Source organism: Shewanella sp. 8A, from assembly GCF_023475945.1.
Taxonomy (GTDB): Bacteria; Pseudomonadota; Gammaproteobacteria; order Enterobacterales; family Shewanellaceae; genus Shewanella; species Shewanella xiamenensis.
The window spans coordinates 30,107-50,557 of sequence record NZ_JAMDJP010000031.1; the positions used below are offsets into that span (position 1 = coordinate 30,107).

Consider the following 20,451-nt stretch of genomic DNA (forward strand, 5'->3'; position numbering starts at 1 on the left):
CCAGTTATTTGTCATCCCAGACGAACCCAATTCGCCTGCTACTTTTTTCTTGATTTTTAGGTAAGCTATTCAGTGCAGTTAAGATGCTCTCTTGATCTAGTTCTGATTTTCCAGTCTTGGCAGCAATCCTAGCTGCCTCACGTATGACAAAGGCGGAATCTGAAAGCGCTTTACCCGTGAGCTCATCAAGGATCTCGTCCACTTTAAGATCAGCGGCTTTCGGCAGTTTGCTCAAGAGCGAATCTATTAACGACGCAACTTCTTCTCTCGACGGCATACCCACTTCGATGATGTGGTCAAATCGTCCCCGACGGAGAATAGCTGGATCGATCATCTCGATCAGGTTTGTCATTGCTATGATCAGAACATTTTTTTTAATAGCCTCAGGAATTCTCCGAAGAAATTCAGCTACCTCTTCAACGTGATGCAATCCAGATGAGCTTCCTGATCGCCTATCCGACAGAAATGACTCCATTTCGTCGATTACTATAATGGACGGTGCAGCATCAATTGCTTTATCAAATACTTCGGAAATCTTCTTGCTGGTTTCATGAATGTAAGGACTGCCAACACTGTTAGAGTCAATTGAGTAACTAGGCCAATCTATAAATTCAACGAGTCGTTCTACAGCAAATGTCTTTCCACAGCCGGGTGGCCCATGCAGAATAACGGCGGATGGAAAATCGATACCCAATTGTCTGTATTTTTCAGCATTAAAAATAATATCGATGATATGTTCGTTGAAGAACTCCTCAAGCTGTGGTCGCCCTGGAAGTTTGAAAACTTTGGCCTCTGCCGGTACCTCGGGCGCTTTCGGCTGTTCAGATTCGACTGCCTCCTTGGCAAAAGCGAGCTTCGCGTCGCTCTTGGTTTGAGAGGCGGGCTTGCGCTTGGCCAGTAAGCCCGCATCCGCTGGTACGCTAAATCCTGCCGCCTTTACAATCTCCGCCAGATCACCAGCGGGCATCCAGCCGGTCAGGTTGGTCAAGCGCCGGAAGGATTCTGTGGCGATGACGACCCCACCGGTGATCCAGGTTCCCAAGACAACTTCATCATCGACGTGAGGTGTCAGCGTCCAGGCCGGGAGCAGTTTGGAGTACTGTTCCACATAAACGGCATTATGGAAGGAGGCATCATCCGACAATTTCCGAGACTCTTTAAGGGCGAAGGCAAAGGCCAGTGCATCGACCTTGCTTTCTGGGGATTTCCCATTTTCGACCGCCGCCAGAGTGTATTTTTTATGGCTGCTCAGGCTCCGGAATGATTCATTCCCTAACGCGACTTCCCCGAACAGGGATCTGTCGAGAAAACCGAACTCATCCCACTTCCGTGCCAGTTCCGGACGTGTGAGCAGGATATTGTTCGAGCCGTTGGTATCGAAAATCTGCCACTCGTCTCCTGCATAGAGGAGCGACCGGATTTTCGAACCGTCCGATAACTCAAACCCTTTAGGCAACCATAAATCCTTCGCCATAAATCATCCCCTGATAATGTTGGCCACATCGAACATCTCATTGTCAGTGCTTCCACCTATCTGGATCATCGAAAGTTCGGCTACAACGGAGCGGAGTTTTTCAATGTCATCGGATCGCATAAGCAGCATTCCTTGCTGGGTAAGGTCATCGAAACGATGCTTGTCTGCAAATAAATGTGGGGAGCTAACCAAATGTTTGAAACGCTCAACCACGAACCAATCCTGTCGCCAAAGGATTTCGAAATTTTTATTTCTAAGTTCATCAAGGTGGTGTTCAAAATCGTTGTCGTTTCGATCGATTGAGCGCTGAGCAGTTTTCACTAAGTTATCGAAAGCCGAAGTTTCGGATGGTCGAGCATGTTCACGGATTAATTGATCGAAAAAAGACACCACTGAGTTGAGGTCTATTTGTCGAATTTCTTTAAGGTGCTCTTTTCTTACTTGGGCTAGCAGTTTTCGTGCTTCGAACACTTTCTCCATGGCCTCCTGAGACTTTTCACTTTCTGCTTCTTCTGGATCGAGTTCTGTTGCAGATTCAAGCTTCTGTCTTGCTTGTTCAAGTTTGGAGTTATCCACTACCTTATTGATTTCATCAATACGATTTAGTGTTCTTTCCCCTTCTTCAACAACCATGACGGCAGCAGCTGTGTAGTCAATCTGTCCTTCCTGTCGAGAATAGAAGTTTCTGCCGGAATGAAAAGTACCGCCTATGCAGGGCACTGAAACTTCAATAACTATGTTTCCAGAGTCCAAAATCTCAAATTCACATTCAAGATCGGCTCCGGCGGGGATTACTCCATCATCAAAATCAGAGCCTGAAATTTTTAACACACCGATAGGGCGGTTGTCGGTGATGGGATCTTCAATCTCACCTTCCCAAAGTTTCAGGTTAAGTGATCCAGATGCACCTGACTTTAAAGATTCAGCTGCTTTGAATATCTTTTTCCCCTTCCTAGGGAGTGAATCACCAGAACGAACCAGATAGTCGAGCACAGGGCGACCACCGAGTTTCTCCAAGACTTCAATACCAACAGAATGAGAGGCAGGAATTGCATCCACGGTTGCTGCAGTTCTGGTAATGACAATTTTGTCCTGTTCCAATGTAAGTGGGCCACCAACAGCATCAAATACAAATACCTTGAAGGTATTTTCGCCGGACTTTGACAGAGTCACGTCAAGAGTAGTTCCATGCTTAAGTGGCATACGACCCGATGTCCAACCAGTATCTTCACTATCAATTTGAAATTCTGAACCTGAGGCTGCTTGCCCGGCAAGCAGCACTGCTATCTTCGCTTTAACATCCGGAGTACGAGCAATGTAATTGAAAGATAGATCAATTCCTCCACCGGAGGAGATTTGACCTCGGGTGTTTTTGCGTGATCGGTTCTGGGAACCCCAGTCTATAGATTCAGCGAAGAGACTTGCTCCCTCAGCCACAGCTGTCATCGGATTCACATCAGTGTTTCCCGGTATTCCAAGCTCATAAGAAACCTTATCTCTCAAAGGTTTATAATTGGTTGGACCACCCACGAAAACAATTCTCTCAAGGTCATGAGGAGATAGTCCAGCTTTATTTAAGGCCTCGCGAGCTGAGCTAATCGATTCGGCTACACGCTCTGCAATCAAATTATCGTAAGTTTCACGTTTCAGTTGGATGTCGAGATAGATTTCATCTCCGTTAAGATCTCTAACTCGTGTTTCAGTTTCTGAAAGACTAATAACAACTTCCTCGCGTGCTGAAAGTTCAATTTTTGCTCGCTCGGTAGCCCAGGTAGCCAGTCTGATGAGTGATTTAAAGCTTGGGTTTACAGAAAAGTCATCTGGGAGATCAAACTTTTCAAGTAACCAAGGACGAACCACATTATCGACTAATACTCTATCGAAGTCCCGACCACCGCACATGGCTATACCACCATGGGCAAGAAGATTTACCCTTCCACCAATACTTTCTGCAATAGCAATATCGAGCGTGCCGCCACCCAAATCATAAATTAGAAACATACCATCTGTATTGCGGGCACGCATGACGCTCATAACTGCAGCGACTGGCTCCTGCATAAGTGCAACATTACCAAGGCCGGCCATACTAGCAGCCTGCATTGTTGCGTCTTTCTGCATCTGGTTAAATGCTGCTGGAACAGTTATTACAGTCCCCGTATCCGGGTCATTTCTAATTTCTTCTGGCAAGTACCCGAACAACACTTTTAGTACTTCAGCGGAGCATTCCTCTGGCGTCTTGGTTAGATTTACTGCCGATAGCTGAATTGGTGTACTTGTACCCATTACACGCTTGAATAACATCGCCGAGTTGTCTGGACTATGCGGCGCAGAGTCGTAAGCTCGCTTTCCAACATATTTATTGCCACGACGGTCAATATAAATAGCAGATGGTGTCACATCATTTTGTTCAGGACTTTTCCAAATGCGAGTTTCGGAGCCGTCATAGGAACAAATTGCGCTGTTAGTTGTCCCCAAATCAATGCCAACATAATTTTTCATAGATCCATCTTCCTCAAAGTGACTGTTCCTGTCTTAACCAAACCCTCTTTACCCATAATGATTGGTTCAAGCATCAGATCAACCATCAAGGTATCCTTCGAATCAAATTCTTCGATATTCAGTGGGGTCGCTGCCATACCAGGATCGAAAGGGTGACCCTCTACATTGACTATTCTCAATTCCGCCAACTCCAAAGCTTCATCAACTTTTTTAATGAACCACCGAAACTGGCTTTTGTATCGGTTTTGTTCACCTGCATCGATTTTCAATAACATGCGCTCAAATACTCTGGCAAAGCGCCAAGATTCTAAAGCCATGGTGATCACAGCCTCTCGCATTGCCTCAGGTGGTATTGCGTTTTGCTCAGAGTTAGCCATTTTATTCTCCTAATTTGTTCATATTAACTTCCATTTTCTAGGCATAATGCTCAGGAGCTGTTGAAATATTCTTCAGCAGTACATAAGTATCATCATGCTGGCGCTGTGAAATTACTGATTTCCCGCCTTTTATAGCGATGTTGGTAACTACTAATCATATAGATTTAAGCCGCCTTGTGTACGATCCCAGCATCGATCTTCAAAGGGCATTGCTACAATCCAAAATTACCGCAGTTGCCTCAGCAAATGAATCGCAGGCAAACTTATGGGCATTAATATCCCCAACAAGGTTATTCAATCATACTGCGTATGCGATTTTGATGAGTAAAAAGTAACATATATGGTTAAGCTGACGATGAGCTTAACCAATGGTTCTTGGCGTTCACCTCGCTTGTCACAGCCTTCAACTAGGTTTTCATTGAGTAGATATATCATTAAAAAACACGGTGTTCTATAAAGTTATACCTACATGTGAACCAACTCAAAATGATAAGACGGGTATACTACAATGCTACGTTTGAACGCTAGATTGCCAAGCCACCTCAAACGGGTCGCACGTATTTGACTTGCAATGGCATAGTCGATTATTTTATTAGTCAACTGTTCAAAGTATGTTTGCACTGATCATCTTTAATGCCGTATCCAGAGCACCCCCAAAATTTACCAAAACGGCCTTCACGTTGCTTCATCGGACGCCCACACTGCTCACAAATTCTAAAACTGTTCAGACAAGCAGTATTATTGCACACACTTGCGCTACGACCATCAACGGAGGGGGCGCCACACTTTATGCAAACCCTTGCTTTACCTACCTTACAGCCTAATCCGGTACTGCAGCCATAGAAGTCACTATATTGCCCCTTTAATAAACGTAGGTAACCATCTACACAGTTGGGACATTTGAAGATCTTGCGGTATTGCTCCTGAAACGCTTTGGAGAAAATATTGATGTCATATTTTGGGGCCAGCAGTTCTGTGATAAATTCTGAAGGCGCTGTCGGATCGGCAATTATGTAGGATTTCTTCTTTGCCCGTGTTATGCCTACGTAAAATAGGCGGCGTTCTTCTGAATGTTTAAACGAATCCAACATGGGGAGAAGCGCCTCGACAATCGCTTCATCTCGGTTTTCATTCGGAAAGCCACTTCTCCCCTGAAAAAAACCAATCAAAATGCAATAGTCCGCCTCTAACCCTTTTGATTTGTGAAAACTCCAAAAGTGAACCCCATCCAGCAATTTGCTGGCTTTAAGTACGGCTCTTGCATCATTGAGCAAATAGTTATAGCGCGCAATAACCGCAATACTACCTACTGAGTCGTTTTCGCGGATCTTCAGTACAACCTCTTCAACACGCTCATAAACACCGTCTTTCTTACCCACTTTATCATCCAGCAAATACACCTGCGAACTATCGACTTGAGTATGTGTTTCGATATATTTTTTGTACTGCTCAGGATTTTCCATGATGAATTGACCTGCTGTATTCGCAATACTGTTGTTATAGCGAAATGTTTTCTGGAGCTTGGTTTCGGTATAGCTACCGACTTTCTTACCAAATCGTGTTGTCAGTTCTAGTTTGCCACCAGAGAAGCGATATATAGACTGCCAGTCATCACCCACTACTGTTAAGGTCGGGCAAGGCCCCTTATCAATGAGCGCCTCAATGAACTCCATACGAGCGGCTGAAATATCCTGAAACTCATCTACAAGGATGTAGGTCCACTCTGGAGTGTATTTTGCTTCGTTCACCACGTCGGTGGCTCGGATAATCATGTCATCAAAATCAATCGCATTTTGGCTCTTAAGTTCTTCGGTATATCCCCGATGAAGAGATCCCAGAATATCGGCAATTTTTTTTGGTTGAGCGATACCTGATTGCTTTAAACGATCGTGAATCGCCTCATCAGAGAGACGTTCAACCCGGATAGCTTGCAATGCCTTTACTAACAGATCACTCCAAGTTGCGACCAGCCCTTCATCTTCCAGTTTCTTGAAGATCTCTTTGAGGTCTATCGGTGTTAGTGTAATACCTTCATCCGCAAGTTTTCGCCCCAAGCCGGACTCTAGGGTTCCTTCTAACCATTCATAGTGGAAGGTCTCAATTAGACGGGTCTCACATTCAGCATGGAGGAGCCGCTTCTTTTTCATGGACTCGTTGTAAGCAAGGTAGTCTATGTCAGGTCGGGTTTTACCTTCCCGGTCTATGCCAAAGTGTTCAATGTATACATGGGTATCGCAAACATGAAAGTCAGGTCGATAGTCGAACCCTATTTCAATCCGCCGCTTACTCACATATGGTGGTTCATACCGATAGTTGATGCCGTTCATCACCAAAAAGTTGGCGATCTGTAGTTCTTGGTAACCTTTAACCTTCTCTCCATTAAGGGTGCGGAATTCATTGTCCCGAACATAACGCTCATAATTATCGTTAGATTTGAAATCAAAGGGATTTACAGGTTCTGGGAACAAGCTGATAAAACTCAGCATACGAGTGTTGTCAGACAACAAATACCGTGTCAGCCAATCAGTCACCCACTGTTTTAACTTGATATTATCTTCGGTGAACACACTCATGTAGGTAGGGACGCCACATTCACGAAGCAATTTACGACCGAGAGCGTGAAAGGTTGAAATATGCGGCGAGGACTGCAGTTCAATACCGCCCTTTTTTGCTTTTTCTTCGAGCCGTTGTTTAAGCTCCTCGGCAGCGGTTTTGTTATACGCTAGAACTAAGATTTCAGACGGCTTAGCTAACCCACGATCGATAAGGTCGAGTGCCTTGGCAACCATTACCGAGGTTTTTCCTGTACCCGCAGCTGCCAGCACCATGTTTTTATCATTGGAACGCAACACGCCAAGGCGTTGCTCATGAGTCAAAGGATTGGATTCAACACGGTCAAAAAAGCTGCTTCGCTTCTTGAGTTGATGAGATTCATGGTATTCGCGAATAGCCTCTGGCTGAACAGGATGAAAACGTACGATCTCTTTCACCTGCGTAATGAAATCTGGCGCCAAATGAGCATCCCAAAGTGCCTGCTGTTGACTATAGTTTCCCGCCAGTTGAGCACATAATGCTGTTATTTGGTCAAGCCAAGAATCACGCGGATAACGATTAACAACAAAAGAGTTAAAATCTTGGAAAACTTGAGAAAGATAGCCACAGATAAAGTCAGCAATCTTCCCATTGAGTAACGCTACAAAAACTTCTGCGTGATGCTTAGAAAGAAAGCGATATTGTTCAATCTTAGAGCCGACGGAAATCGTTAACACGCCACCAAGTAGCCCTGGCACGTAGACTGCGAACTGTTTGCAATCTTTAAACGAGCATGAAGACACTTGTTCGTTCTGAGCAATAATAACTAGGGAATCATCGATTAAAGCAAGGGCTTTACGGCGCAAAAAATATTTTCCAATCAGGTTAAATTGCAGGCAGTTATTTGCGCTAGACATGAGTACGAACTCTTGAAAGAGCGATCAGAAAAAACATATTGGTAGAATTACTTTGTGTGTTAGTAACTACAAACTGTATAAACTTTTTAAGTAAAGTGCACTTTAATCTATATTAACATGCAGAAATTGCGTGCTTACGCTCATATTTGAGCTGTTTTCGAAGCACAACCAGCGAGATAGTGTCGATAGGATCGTCTATTTTAGGATTTATTAAAGGCATTTCTGTCACCGCATAATTCCACTACGCTATCCTTTCCAGTATTCACTCTTACACTTTACTTTCTACCCATGCAGCAGCTTGACTATCAAGTGCCTTGGATGGAGAAGTTGCATTGTGCATATGCTGTCACGCAGTTGGTTGGTGGTATCCCTTGGGGTATCTTCAAAGCCTTTGCAGGTTTTCTTGGCAGGTGATTTGGTCATGTAAATATGTTCTCTTCGTCTTTTGAAACATAACTTGAGTTAAACGCTTTGAGGACGAAGGACTAAGGGGTGGATGTCTCAGTCCTTTGTGTTGATCATCAGGGCGACAAGACAGGCGCATGCCGGTGAGGGCGATGCGCTTGCCTATATGTCAAGTTATTGCCCTGCTTGAATAGTCTAGTCATTCAAGTACTTAATGCATCGTGACAGAAAGTGTCGTAACTAAGTAAGCTCTGAATTTTGTCCTTACCCTAGCTTGTTTTCGGTGGTCCCTTGGTTTAGTGAGGTTGTTTGTAGTTATTGCTCATAGGCTTACTTAAAGAGGGATTCAGCCAAGAAAAAGCATTTCAATCTAGTCATGGAGGACACTCTTAGCCTTTGAAGGCAGGAGATTGTAAAGGATATTCTGAAGTTTATTAATGTGCAGTAAAACGGGTGTTGGTATGAGCTTAAGCGGTTGCACTTTGGGCATCACGCTCCTCTATTCTTGTTAAAATCCATTCTTGCACTTCACTTTCTACCCATGCAGCAGCTCGGCTACCAAGTGACACTGGTTTGGGAAATGTTCCTTCTGCGATGTACTTGTAGATAGTGGAGCGCGCTAGGCCGGTATAATCCATAACTTTAGTAAGGCGAATTAGTTTCATGATGAGTTTCTCGGTTATTGTCTCATTACATATGTCCTTCGAGTAATTTTTAACTTTTTCCTTATTTCCAAATCTTTTCAGATATATATCACTCCTGTGCATAAGCCCATTAACGCTTTCAAGGAGCCTGATATGTCAACAAAAGCGATGTCCTCCCAATCCGTAAAGCCCCCATTGCTAAACCAACCGATCAACGATTGGCCGCAAACTGCCGATGAAGTTCTTGCCTCTGCCGCCAATATCATTGCCGAACGCTATGTAAAGAAAGACGCCTATACCAATCCACAGGCCACTAAGGATTTTTTAACTTACAAACTGGGCGGTTATGAGCGGGAAGTATTTGCGGTGATGCTGCTCGATAATCAACATCAATTACTGGAGTTTAAAGAGTTGTTCTTTGGCACTTTAGATGCTGCCAGTGTTTATCCACGGGAAGTGGTTAAGGCGGTGTTAGCCGTCAATGCCGCGGCGGTGATTTTTGCCCATAACCATCCCTCCGGTGAGTCAGAACCTTCAATGGCAGATAAGCACATAACCAAACGGTTAACCGATGCGCTGGCGCTTATCGATGTGCGCGTGCTTGACCATATCGTGGTTGGCCGCACGCCAGTGTCCTTTGCTGAGCGCGGCTTACTCTAGTCAGCGTTAATGCCAACCATTTTTCAAGGAGTCCATCATGATTGAATTTACTGATAGCTTTTCACAGGCCTGTGTTGCTGAGGCATGCGCCGCGTTTCCGGAACTGCGTAACCGCTTAGCAGTTGAGCTAATTTTGCCGATGTTTGTACGGCCACTTAATGCCATGGGCCAAGTGATTGGCAAGCCGATTGTGGCACCTAATCCACTGCTACATAAAACCGTATTGAGTGTGTTTCACCGAGATGTGGTTGAGCACTTGCCCAAGGAGATTGCATTCTGCCGCTATGTTTGTCCCTGTGACAGTTATGGTGTGCCAACAGGTGAATGGCAGCGGGTGATCAATGGCGTGTACTTTAACCATGGCAGCAATGAACAGCCTAATTGGAGTGTGCATACTTAAAGACCTTTACCTGCTGGATATACAGCGGTATTCACCACTTGTACTCGCCTAGGTATTTATCACCGCTCTAGCTAGTCCGCTAATAAGCAACCAATTCCCTAAAGTTCTATTCAACCATTGAGGTCACTATGACAACCCTAAAACTTTTCGATATTGAGCACGCCTGGGGCTTGCCCCGTAAAGTGACTCCTCGCTTTGGTGCGAGGCTGATTTTACGCGGCCTGCATTTGGATTATCTCCATGACCGTTCAAGCTTTGTTGGTGAATTTCCACCAGCCATTAAACAACAATTTGTCGAGGCCTTTCCCGCCATGGTTAAACAGCTTGAGCGGCTGGTGGCCAGCGGCGAGATTGATGCCACAGAGCAGCACTGCGTGAGCATTGAACACGCAGGCTTTACCTGTGAGGCTGATACCTTAGGTAGCCACGGCTATTTGTATATTGCGATTTATCAAACCGAAGCTAAACCAAAGCTAAGCCACTAACCACCAGCACCCTAGCCCTCACTCGATAATCTATTCGAGTTCGTAAACCTGTCCCCCCTAACTGTAAACACCATTTCCTAAACCCTAGCTTTAGAGCTCTATCAAGCAGCCCTTAGCGACTCACCTTAAACCGCTCGACCAAGAACTGTTTTATTAACCCAACCGCATAGACAACAAGAGCCAAGGCGTTACTGCGCCTTGGCTCTTTCGTATGCATGTAAATCAAACAAGGAATATCCCATGACATTAACCATCAAGCGTAACCAACTGCCAGCGATGCCCGATCGTTTTTACCAAGTGATTGAAAAGGAACTAGCAAACGTCACACCAAAAGATGCCAACGCCATCACCCTTAATTTTCGCGACCCTGATTACAGCGCCGAAGCGGGTGGCTTTCATCCCGTCAAAGTCCGGCTTGAGAAACAGCAAGATCACTGGCGTTTAGTTTACGTCACCGACTTTGCATTTCGCGGTCATCCCTTCCCTGAACTGGTTAAAGACATCGATATCTGCTTTAACAGCAAGCAGGTCTATAGCCTGTTTAGCGGTTGGATTGGGGAGCGGGAATCACAGGGGCTGATTAAGTTGTTCAGCGATAACTTTGTCAGTTACTACCAGATGGAAGCCTATCAAGTGCAGGTGAGCTTGGATTAACCCGCATCGTTACTTCAATGTTGTTGAACGCCCGCAAGTTCCCGTAACCATAAAACGGGAACACTCAAACCCTTGCCCCATGCGGCTCTCAACAACGCAAGTGCCCAAAAACACGCTATAGCAAAAAAGAGGAACATGACCATGCCTGAGGTTCACGCGGTTAAAGATCAAGACACCGTTAAGCTTATTAGCTATCTGCTCGAAAGACAGTTTAGCCAGCAACTGGCCGATGTGTGGAATATAGGCCTTAATCTCGCCCTTAGGATCTCCGACTTACTCTCGATTAAGTTCAGTGATATCCACGGCGATAGACTCATCATTAAGGAGTCCAAAACCGGCAAAATCGCCAATATCAAGCTCAACTCAAAAACGCTGGAACGGATACAGCGTATTGCGCACGAGCATCCTAACCATATCTATCTGTTTCAGTCCTACCGTAATCAACGAGCGAAAAACATCAAACCCGCGCCTTTGTCACGCCGCTATATCTGCCGAGCACTGGCGATGATTGGTGAAGAACTCAAAATCGCCTTAGGCACCCACTCGATGCGCAAAACCCGTGGCTATCTGCTGTATCAACAAACCAAAGACATTGGCCGAGTAATGAAGATGCTCAGGCATAGCGCCGAAGAAACCACCCTGCGGTATATCGGTATTGAGCAAGACGATATCGATAAGGACTTTGTCGAGCTAGAAATCTAACCCGCGCTTACACCTTACAAAATAGCGCCTCCTCTTAAATCCTCACACAGCCAACTGAGTATCAATGCGAACACCTGCAACTAACCTCAGTCTGCATGCCGAAATAGCGCGTCGCAATGATAGAACCTTGGCTAAGGAAAATATTCATGCAAGTACTACAACCTGGTGATCACCTCGTCACCAATATCGATCCTCTTGGCTTAACCGAACACCATGGCCTCTATGTGGGCAATGGAAATGTTATTCACTTATCTAAACAGGGCATGATTGAAGAAATCGACCTGCAGCGATTTGCTGGTGGCCATAAGATCAGAGTGAAAAAGTCCACGCTGTTTCCTCATCAAGCCATTGAGCTTGCACGCAATCAGCTGGGTCACAGTCCATACGGCGTAGCTACCAATAATTGCGAGCACTTCGTCAATGAATGCTTAGCGGGGACTAGCACTTCTAATCAAGTGAGTAATCTTTCCCACATTGCGCTGCAAAGCTCAGCCAGAGCAGGCTTACTGGGAAGTACTGCTTCAAAGCTGGCCACGGGGACTGTCGCAAACGTCGTATTAGCCTCTACCGCCGCTAAGATGACCGGCGAATACCTAGGGCTACCCGATAACGTCAACACACTACTAGGGACACCTGGAGATCTTGTCGCTAAACCAGCAGAATGCCTACTAAAAGGCACCACACAAACTCTAGGTGAAAGTTATGCTTGCTTAAGCCAAGGAGAGATAGCCGATGCTGGGATCAAGCTCATCACCGGCAGTGTAGAAACCGGCTTAAACACCGTGCTAACGACAGCAGAAGTGGGCATCAATGGCGTAAAAGCCGGTGCGGGGCTGATAGCCGATGCATGGCATTGGTTAAGGTCATGATGATTCTGCGACGGTATTGAGTGCTAAGTCACTCATTAGCCAAACCTATAAACGAAGCGGCACCGCTCGCCGCTATCGTTTCACCCCTCTTGCTTTTATGCTAAAGATTGGCGCGATACCAGCACAAAATTTATGCCCAGTTCAGTGATACAAACTATCCTGCTAACGTCATTGATCTCATGGCGTTGCTCGAGCAGACGAGTAAACCGTGTAATCATTATTTTTTTGTACCACGTTATGCTAAGGTATTACCTAGTAGTACTAAGCATTACCTATGGAGTAACAGATGAGCACAATCAAACCCGTGTCGGTTAAATTAGATGCCGATATTAAAGCCAGAGTCGAGCATTTAGCCGAAACGCGTAAACGTTCATCACACTGGATGATGCGTGAAGCGATCCGTGAATACGTTGAGAGAGAAGAGAAACGCGAGGCGTTGCAGCAAGAAGCGTTACGCGCATGGGAAGAACACCAGACATCTGGCTTGCACGTTACCGGTGACGAAGTGGTGAGTTGGCTGGAGTCCTGGGGAAGTGAAAATGAAAAGGCAGCCCCTACATGCCACAAATAATCTTCACTGCCACTGCATTACGTGATTTAGAACGCTTACGTGAGTTTCTTCGCAGTAAAAATCCCCCTGCCGCACAACGGGCTGCCAGCGCCATAATCAATACCATTAGAAAACTGGAAAGCTATCCGGACATTGGTCGGCCTATCGATGACAATGACTTTAGCTTTAGGGAACTGCTGATTGACTTTGGTGACACGGGTTATTTGGCAATGTACCAGTATAATGGCGGCGAGCGATTGACAGTGTTGTGTATCCGCCACCAAAAAGAAGCCGGTTACTGATATGGCTGAATCAGCGACGGATTGCCCCAATGGACTATGTCATCAAGTCTGCATTGTGAATATCGCTACTGTTCTACTATGAGCGCAAAAGCAAGGGACCTTAATCCCTTGCCCTTTACTCCCTTTTTTAACTCACCCCACTAGCAACCGCACTTAGCGCTAAGTAAGCTAATCACTCTCTCACCTAAATACGGCTACAACCGAATGAACGTGTTCTATCGCCATAATGCTTAGTCTCTAGCTTGGCTAGATAGCTCAAGCGAAAGAAAGCACCCGCAAAGGTTTGAGGATAATTCGGTGCATTACGATTGAGATAGTAAACTGGCGTATCCTCAGGGAAATGCACTAAATGCCGAGTACTGTAATCATCTAATCCCAAGGCACTGGCCCAAGCTTCAACAATCTTAGTACTCAGGTTTTGTCCGCTTCGATTGTAATTACCGAGATGGCTATAGGCATCGTTATTGAGGAAGATAGCGATATGGTAATGGTCTGTATCGGCATCAGCTCGCTCTCTTGCCCAAATATAACGCAGAGTACAAGGATGAACCCGTTTACCCTCACAGCCCTTGATAAGCCTATCATGCTGGATTTTGGCATCCAGAGATTTAAAGAATTTGCTGATCACCGTTGAATCATAAACTATAGGTGAGTCGCGAAAATTGAGCTGTGGTAGATGTAAATCAAACCGCACCATAAAGGTACGAGGGTGCTCAGTCAGAGCCGCTTGTAAGGTCTGTAGAATAGCGCTTAAGTATTCAGCGCTGAGTGGCCTAGGATAAACATTGAGACCTTGGTATTGACCATTGCTGATGACGGTAAGGTTGGTATTGAGTGGATGACGTTTTGACATGTTGAGTTCCCATATTGGTTAAGTTACATAACGTATATGGTCTGTGTAATTTATAACTCAAAAGCCAAAAAGTGCTTGATATCAGTTGCAAAAGTTAGCTCGCCTATGATGGCAGCTAACGCTGTATGTTCATGGGTAGATAGTGTTAGAGATACTGGCTGAAGGAATACTATTGAGTAGTAGGTGTGGCTACAGGGTTGTAGTATTAACAAACAGACAATCGCAATAACTGAAATCCCCGTCAATCATTGAGCGGTAGATCGGGCGAGCAAGGGCGAAGGGATATCACATCACTAGATAATTAAATCATTGGCTTTGTGCAGTTTTTAGTCTATTCCCACGTTGATTTCAATCGGATGAACTTCACCATCTACAATGTAAACCCGCTTTTCATAGGGACCATTCGAGATAGGATATAAGTAATAAATGTCAAGTGGGCGCTTAATCTCAATAACGTCTTCTGATTTTTCATCCAATAAAAAAGCAAATTTAAATGGCGCTTTGAAATGCTTCTTAAGGATAGCTGTCTTGTATTTCAGCGTTTCAACCGCTGGGAATATGACACATCTCACTAAGACCTCAGCAAATACACTCAAATCTGTGGTATCAAACAGGTCTACCTCATCGCCTGATTCACGTTCAATCACATGACTTTTTTTGCTATTTTTATCAATATCTTCAGCATAATCTTTCCCAATCAACACTTTTCCCTGTTTTAAAAATACTGGCTGTAGCTCCTGACAGAAACTGACACTCAATTGTGTTAGCCACTCTTGGTTTAGTTTTCTCCTAGAAATGGCTGATTGAGCCACTGTCAGCAATATTTTTTCGAATAAAAATTTTTTCAATGCAGGCATACGAGCTAATTCGAAAAAAAATATCCAACTAGATTCAGCACCTTCAATACCGATTGCCATCGCGAATCGCTTTCTACACTGAGCATATGCATTCGTGCTAATGGTCTTGCTATCATCGTCGTCCTTCTGTTGTAAATGACTGAAAGAAACTAAGCCATTGTTCGATATAGAAATCAATTTCTTAAGGATATGCTGATACTCTTCAGTAGAAATTGCTTGCTCACAAGTAACGGAGCGGAATATTGCACTAGAAAACCGCTCATTTGTAATATCTAGCAGATAAATTGAAGGCCTGGATCCAAAAATCACCTTTGAAGTGACCCCAGAACTCAACTTCCTGAGATATCTAAGCCTAGAAAGCTTATCTAGCTGTGAATTGAATTGGTCATTACTCATTCCAGTCATCTGAGCAATGACTGAGAATCCCAAGTTTTCCACCAAACCGTACTCATTTGCGTGAAGCAAGAAGACACAAAGCAGTAAACGATTGCTCAACGTCAAATGTTGGTGATTGTTGAAATGTAATTCTTCGATCAGACCAGCGTGAAATCTTGTATGTTCATCATCACATAAAATAGCAAGCAGTTTATTGGTAGCAAAATACAGTGATGTGGGTCTGCCAGCCTTAACTCCTAGATGAATGTGACTCCTTTCAAAAAAACCTTCAGTAGTCATGTAGGCAAGAGACGACATTACAACATTCTTAGAAACGCCTAGCTTTTTTGCTATATCTGCTACGGGTAATGGGACCCCTGCTTCAGGTGCAAAAAATCTAAACCATAGGGAAATAAAAAATCTGGATTCTGGTTTGGCACCTTTGAGCGAACTAAGTAAGCGCTTCATTTGAATTTCAATGATAGAAAACTATTAATAAATACTTCCATAACCAGTAGGTAATTGCAATTTAAAATTACTAGTAAATTGCTAGTAATTTTAAACAAAAAAATGTTAGACTTACAGTAAATAAAGTTTTAAAAAGTATTTACTTCATCAACACTAAGTGATAATGAGTTCTTGCATGATGGACATTAAACGCCAGGCCGAATTTGAAGCAAAGTTTGACTTCTTTTACCGAAACAAAACGCACAAATTGCTACTGGCTTGGGTGACTAAATACCTTTACAAAAAAGGGATTTTTTTTAGCCAGAATCCAACAATATTTGAAGTTCAATCGACGCTTTTCAATTGGTTTAAAGACAGTAATGAAAGAGCCACTTTCGAATTTTATCGAAAAATGGAAAAAGCATGGGAAGCACACAATAGGAGGCTTGCATGCAAAGCCAAGATGCTCAACATCAGTGTTTCAATCGAGCATAAGAACAAATTCAAGGAGATGGCAGAAGAGGCAAAAATCACGAATATTCAACTCTTTAAGTCTATCATCGATGATAACTATAAGCTTCTCATCGGTTTAAAGGAGCAAGAACTCAAAGCTAAAAATACAGAAAAAGCGAAAAAAGCAGAAATAAAGTTCAACCAGTCGTTTACAGATAAGAAGCTTAGTGGTGAACTTCATCTACAGAAAAACTATAATAACCGTTTAAAAAAACAGGTGACTGCGCTAAAGAGTGAACTTCAAGCCGTAAAAGACAATTCATCAATTCTATTTGCTATCATTGAAAAAGCTGTAAAAAACCGCTCAAAGCTCACTGCTGACCATCTGATGCAAGCAACTAGAGCCCATACTTTAATCGACATTGTGGAACTTCCCTTAGAGGAGCCCATAGAGGCTACAGAATCGGAAGAAAGCACTGAGCAAAACCAGACTTCAGATCCCCGCCCTAGAAAACGAGCAAGATCAGCTAATACGACTAGCAAATAGTCAAACAAAGAATCATCTCGCTAAGGCATTAGCGTATGGTGGGTATATCGGTGGGTATCAATGCGAATTACTACAAATAAGCACATACTAGCTATTGTTAAATAAAGGTTTTATTCTAAATTAAAATATTCAGATCCAAAACTACTATCAGTTGCTAGCTTAACTGGACACAAGCCCTATAGATTTTGAATATTTTAGAGACTAATGGTCTGTCTTCGCTTGCCCAAACTATGCATTAGTAAGATTTCGCCACCAGCATTGCTGGTGGACTTTTGGGTAGTAAAGGCTATCGGAAATTGGGCGTTTTAAAGGTTCCCGTACCCAGCGCCGTACCCAGATAGATTTTCTGATGGTTTAAACTGTAAGAAAGCCTTATTTAATGCGCTCTAGCAGTACACCCGTTTCCATGTGGTCGGTGTAAGGGAACTGATCGAATAGCGCAAAACGTGTCACCTTGTGAGTCTGATTTAATTGCTGCAAATTGTCTTTTAAGGTGTCGGGATTGCACGAGATATACAAAATCCGCTCATAACCTTGCACTAAGTCCAACGTAGCTGGGTCAATACCTGCTCGTGGTGGGTCGACAAAAATGGTGTTGCACACATAGCTATCCAGATCGATGTCTTCTAAGCGTCTAAAGCTGCGCTTTTTCGCCATCGCATCGCTAAATTCTTCCGCCGACATACGAATAATCTGCAGATTATCGATATTGTTGACTTCGATATTGAACTGGGCTGCATCCACCGAAGGTTTAGCTAACTCGGTCGCGAGCACGCGATTAAAGTTTTGTGCCAGCGCGATAGAGAAGTTGCCATTACCACAGTAAAGCTCCAGCAAATCGCCTTGGCTGTGTTGAGTTACGTCGATAGCCCATTCCAGCATCTTGATTGCCACCTTGGCATTTGGCTGGGTAAAACTGTTTTCGATTTGTTTGTAATGAAGAACTCTGTCATTCACTTGCAGTGACTCAACCACAAAGTCTTTATCTAAATCGATTTTCTGTTTGCGCGCACGGCCAATGATATTGACCTTAAATTGGCTGCTCAATCTGGCTTTGAGCGCGGTGGCTTCGCTGCGCCATTGGTCATCAAGCTGTCTGTGATACAGCAGTGATACTAGAATCTCACCACTGAGCGTTGATAAAAAATCAACCTGGAAGAGTTTGTGGCGTAGGCTGTGGTTAGGTTTTAACTCGGCGATCAGTGCCGCCATCATTTGATTGATTAACGCACTCGCAGGTAAGTATTGATCACAACGTACTTTGTCGTTCAATACTTTATCAAACATGTAATAGTATAAATCGTCGCCCTCGTGCCATACGCGAAACTCGGCGCGCATACGGTAGTTGGCAGGCTCAGAGGCAAACACTTCAACACTCGGCGTCTCAAATTGGGCAAAGGCCTGCTCTAGCTTGATACGCTTTGCAGTCAGTTGCGCATCATAGGTCGTGGGATCCATTGCTGTTAAATTCATTGTTGATTCACCGTGGCTGTAAATTGGGGCGCAAATTTTATACTAGGTGACACGAATGTCCAGCATCTTGGTTTTGCGGTTTGAGCAAAGCTGTGGGAAAATCCGCCCGCGCATGGGGCGAAGAATTAACTGGAGATGGGCTTGTCGCAACCAATATTAGTATTCGATTCTGGCATCGGCGGTCTATCCGTATTAGCTGAAATTCGCAAACTGCTCCCACATCACGATTACTGCTATTTATTCGATAATGCCAGATTGCCCTATGGCGAGTTGGAAGAGCAGGAACTTGTCTCGGGTTGTGTCGCGCTAATCGACCAAGTCGTAGAGCGTACCCATGCAGCAATTGTTGTCGTTGCCTGCAATACCGCGAGTACGGTTGTGCTGCCCGCGCTGCGTGCAACTTTATCTATTCCTGTGGTGGGAGTTGTCCCCGCCATTAAACCCGCGGCGCAGTTATCTAAAAGTAAGCGTATTGGTTTGCTTGCCACCCCAGGTACGGTAAAGCGCCACTATACTCACGAACTCATTAGCCAATTTGCCGATGACTGCCATGTCGAGCTGTTCGGATGTTCGGAATTAGTGCTGATGGCCGAGCAGAAGATTGCCACTGGTCAGCTGGATATGGTGCGATTAACGCAGATATTGTCGCCGATTGTCGAGGCGGAGTTAGATGTATTGGTACTTGGATGTACTCATTTCCCCATGATGCGTGATGAATTGCAGCAGGTATTGGGTCAAGGTGTGACTCTGCTTGATTCAGGTGAGGCAATAGCTAAACGAGTCAAAACACTGTTAGCTACTAAGAGCGAACAGCAAGGTCTAAAAGACGCGCACCAAGATTCGGTTATGCAGGCGTTTTATACTAAAGCGGAAATCAGTGAGGGATTGATGACTATGTTAGTCGATTGTGGCTTTTCTGCCCTAGAGCGAATCACCACAATCAACCAGAACGGATAAACTAACGCAGATTATTCATCAGTACCTGTACGATCAGCGGCTTCCGAATCTTGAGTCTTAGCTTCTCTAACCTTTAAGGTTCTTTCTTGGAAGTTAAAGTCATTTAGCTTAACCATTGCTTTTTGAGCACCTGCTTCGGACATTTCAACAAAACCGAAGCCTTTACGGCGACCTGTTTTACGATCTCGAACTAAACGGACTGAATTGACTGGGCCGAATTCACCAAACAAGACTTTCACTTCTCCCTCATGCACACGATAAGGCAAGTTGCCTACATAGAGTGTCATTGTCGGGCCGACATATTGTTCATCAGCAGCTTGAGTGGTACCTAAATCAGGGACAAATTTAAAGATAAGCGTGGTAATAATCACGCCAGCAACAAAGGCGATGTAAGCGGGTAATGTTGTTGCAAATTGAGATAGCGCAATTGCGCCAAGAATGGCAATAACCAAAACAATAAGAAATGACTTTTGCATATAAATGCTCTCTGAATGAAATAGAAAATGATAAATAACTGTTAACAGCAAGTCATATGGTAATGAATTATTTACTTTTACACTAGACTGCTGCCGAAAAATTGAGCGCGAATTATCATTTATCAGATAAAAACTTACATCAAAATTGAATAACCAAGCCAAAATAGATAAAAAATAAACATAATGCTTAAAATGTCGGCGTACAGTCTTTAGGGGCTAAAAAAGCGCTTGCACAAAAAGTTCCGCTGCCTATAATGCGCATCCACTGACACGGCAGACAGCGATACGCAGTTTCAAGTGCCAGTTCATCAAGTGATTCAGTCCTTGATGAGCGAAAAGAAAGTTTAAAAAACTACTTGACGCAAAAACGGGAATGCGTAAAATACGCAGCCCTGACCCGCTGAAATCACTTGTGATAATGCGATGGTCAACGCTCTTTAACAATTTATCAAGCAAATCTGTGTGGACACTCACAGGTGTTGAGTTAATCGAAATTACTCTGCCGTTTGGCGAGTAATCAAAGAATTAAATCAATGAATGAGT

General features: G+C 44.1%; 20 protein-coding genes. 10 read left to right on the forward strand and 10 right to left on the reverse strand.

Translation table 11 applies throughout. The annotated features are described in order from the left end of the window. Nucleotides 1-4: 4 nt before the first annotated feature. From M0413_RS18530 to M0413_RS18555, 6 genes are all read right to left on the reverse strand, one after another. On the reverse strand, nt 5-1,474 hold the full coding sequence (locus M0413_RS18530; protein WP_249555215.1) for an ATP-binding protein: 1,470 nt from the start codon (nt 1,472-1,474) through the stop codon (nt 5-7). 3 nt (nt 1,475-1,477) lie between these two features. Then, on the reverse strand, nt 1,478-3,973 hold the full coding sequence (locus M0413_RS18535) for an Hsp70 family protein (RefSeq protein WP_249555217.1): 2,496 nt from the start codon (nt 3,971-3,973) through the stop codon (nt 1,478-1,480). Further along, the gene (locus tag M0413_RS18540) at nt 3,970-4,350 is read right to left on the reverse strand and encodes a hypothetical protein (protein ID WP_249555219.1); all 381 of its coding nucleotides are present in this window, start codon (nt 4,348-4,350) and stop codon (nt 3,970-3,972) included. The genes M0413_RS18535 and M0413_RS18540 overlap by 4 nt, the downstream gene beginning before the upstream one ends. 596 nt (nt 4,351-4,946) lie before the next feature. Further along, entirely contained in the window at nt 4,947-7,799 is a 2,853-nt protein-coding gene (locus tag M0413_RS18545) for a UvrD-helicase domain-containing protein (RefSeq protein ID WP_249555221.1), read from the reverse strand. Between the two features lie 282 nt (nt 7,800-8,081). Then, the gene (locus M0413_RS18550) at nt 8,082-8,222 is read right to left on the reverse strand and encodes a hypothetical protein (RefSeq protein ID WP_249555222.1); all 141 of its coding nucleotides are present in this window, start codon (nt 8,220-8,222) and stop codon (nt 8,082-8,084) included. Nucleotides 8,223-8,671: 449 nt separating this feature from the next. Next, complete coding sequence (locus tag M0413_RS18555; protein ID WP_099458512.1) at nt 8,672-8,869, reverse strand: helix-turn-helix transcriptional regulator; 198 nt, start codon at nt 8,867-8,869, stop codon at nt 8,672-8,674. 132 nt (nt 8,870-9,001) lie between these two features. Between M0413_RS18555 and radC the strand changes: the two genes are divergently transcribed. The 8 genes from radC to M0413_RS18595 all read left to right on the forward strand — a co-directional run bounded on the left by radC (nt 9,002) and on the right by M0413_RS18595 (nt 13,470). Then, nucleotides 9,002-9,508, forward strand: coding sequence for a RadC family protein (gene radC / locus M0413_RS18560; RefSeq protein ID WP_249555224.1), 507 nt, complete (start codon nt 9,002-9,004; stop codon nt 9,506-9,508). Nucleotides 9,509-9,545: 37 nt separating this feature from the next. Continuing rightward, the gene (locus M0413_RS18565) at nt 9,546-9,908 is read left to right on the forward strand and encodes a hypothetical protein (protein ID WP_011071648.1); all 363 of its coding nucleotides are present in this window, start codon (nt 9,546-9,548) and stop codon (nt 9,906-9,908) included. Between the two features lie 128 nt (nt 9,909-10,036). After that, nucleotides 10,037-10,393 carry a type IV toxin-antitoxin system YeeU family antitoxin gene (locus M0413_RS18570; protein WP_249555226.1) on the forward strand — a complete coding sequence of 119 codons (357 nt, stop codon included), beginning with the start codon at nt 10,037-10,039 and terminating at the stop codon, nt 10,391-10,393. Nucleotides 10,394-10,633: 240 nt separating this feature from the next. Then, nucleotides 10,634-11,047 (forward strand): DUF2787 domain-containing protein, encoded by a 414-nt coding sequence (locus tag M0413_RS18575; protein WP_249555228.1) that lies wholly within the window; start codon nt 10,634-10,636, stop codon nt 11,045-11,047. Between the two features lie 141 nt (nt 11,048-11,188). Then, on the forward strand, nt 11,189-11,749 hold the full coding sequence (locus M0413_RS18580) for a tyrosine-type recombinase/integrase (protein WP_249555230.1): 561 nt from the start codon (nt 11,189-11,191) through the stop codon (nt 11,747-11,749). A 146-nt stretch (nt 11,750-11,895) separates the two neighbouring features. Then, complete coding sequence (locus tag M0413_RS18585; RefSeq protein WP_249555233.1) at nt 11,896-12,618, forward strand: lecithin retinol acyltransferase family protein; 723 nt, start codon at nt 11,896-11,898, stop codon at nt 12,616-12,618. 286 nt (nt 12,619-12,904) lie between these two features. After that, on the forward strand, nt 12,905-13,189 hold the full coding sequence (locus M0413_RS18590; RefSeq protein ID WP_011920070.1) for a CopG family ribbon-helix-helix protein: 285 nt from the start codon (nt 12,905-12,907) through the stop codon (nt 13,187-13,189). After that, entirely contained in the window at nt 13,177-13,470 is a 294-nt protein-coding gene (locus tag M0413_RS18595; RefSeq protein WP_249555234.1) for a type II toxin-antitoxin system RelE/ParE family toxin, read from the forward strand. The genes M0413_RS18590 and M0413_RS18595 overlap by 13 nt, the downstream gene beginning before the upstream one ends. A 184-nt stretch (nt 13,471-13,654) precedes the next feature. On the opposite strand, the gene M0413_RS18600 is transcribed toward M0413_RS18595, so the two are convergent. Beyond that, nucleotides 13,655-14,323 (reverse strand): inovirus Gp2 family protein, encoded by a 669-nt coding sequence (locus tag M0413_RS18600; protein ID WP_249555235.1) that lies wholly within the window; start codon nt 14,321-14,323, stop codon nt 13,655-13,657. Nucleotides 14,324-14,649: 326 nt separating this feature from the next. Continuing rightward, entirely contained in the window at nt 14,650-16,023 is a 1,374-nt protein-coding gene (locus tag M0413_RS18605) for a helix-turn-helix domain-containing protein (RefSeq protein WP_249555236.1), read from the reverse strand. A 175-nt stretch (nt 16,024-16,198) separates the two neighbouring features. Between M0413_RS18605 and M0413_RS18610 the strand changes: the two genes are divergently transcribed. Beyond that, nucleotides 16,199-17,002, forward strand: coding sequence for a hypothetical protein (locus M0413_RS18610; RefSeq protein ID WP_249555237.1), 804 nt, complete (start codon nt 16,199-16,201; stop codon nt 17,000-17,002). 372 nt (nt 17,003-17,374) lie between these two features. Here the strand turns inward: M0413_RS18610 and trmA are convergent, their stop codons facing one another. After that, nucleotides 17,375-18,475, reverse strand: a complete 1,101-nt coding sequence (gene trmA, locus M0413_RS18615) for a tRNA (uridine(54)-C5)-methyltransferase TrmA (RefSeq protein WP_249555238.1) — start codon at nt 18,473-18,475, stop codon at nt 17,375-17,377. A gap of 141 nt (nt 18,476-18,616) precedes the next feature. Here trmA and murI point away from each other — a divergent pair, with 141 nt between their 5' ends. Beyond that, nucleotides 18,617-19,432 carry a glutamate racemase gene (murI, locus tag M0413_RS18620; RefSeq protein ID WP_241406620.1) on the forward strand — a complete coding sequence of 272 codons (816 nt, stop codon included), beginning with the start codon at nt 18,617-18,619 and terminating at the stop codon, nt 19,430-19,432. 11 nt (nt 19,433-19,443) lie between these two features. Here the strand turns inward: murI and M0413_RS18625 are convergent, their stop codons facing one another. Then, on the reverse strand, nt 19,444-19,908 hold the full coding sequence (locus M0413_RS18625) for an RNA recognition motif domain-containing protein (RefSeq protein ID WP_037430549.1): 465 nt from the start codon (nt 19,906-19,908) through the stop codon (nt 19,444-19,446). Nucleotides 19,909-20,451: the final 543 nt, after the last annotated feature.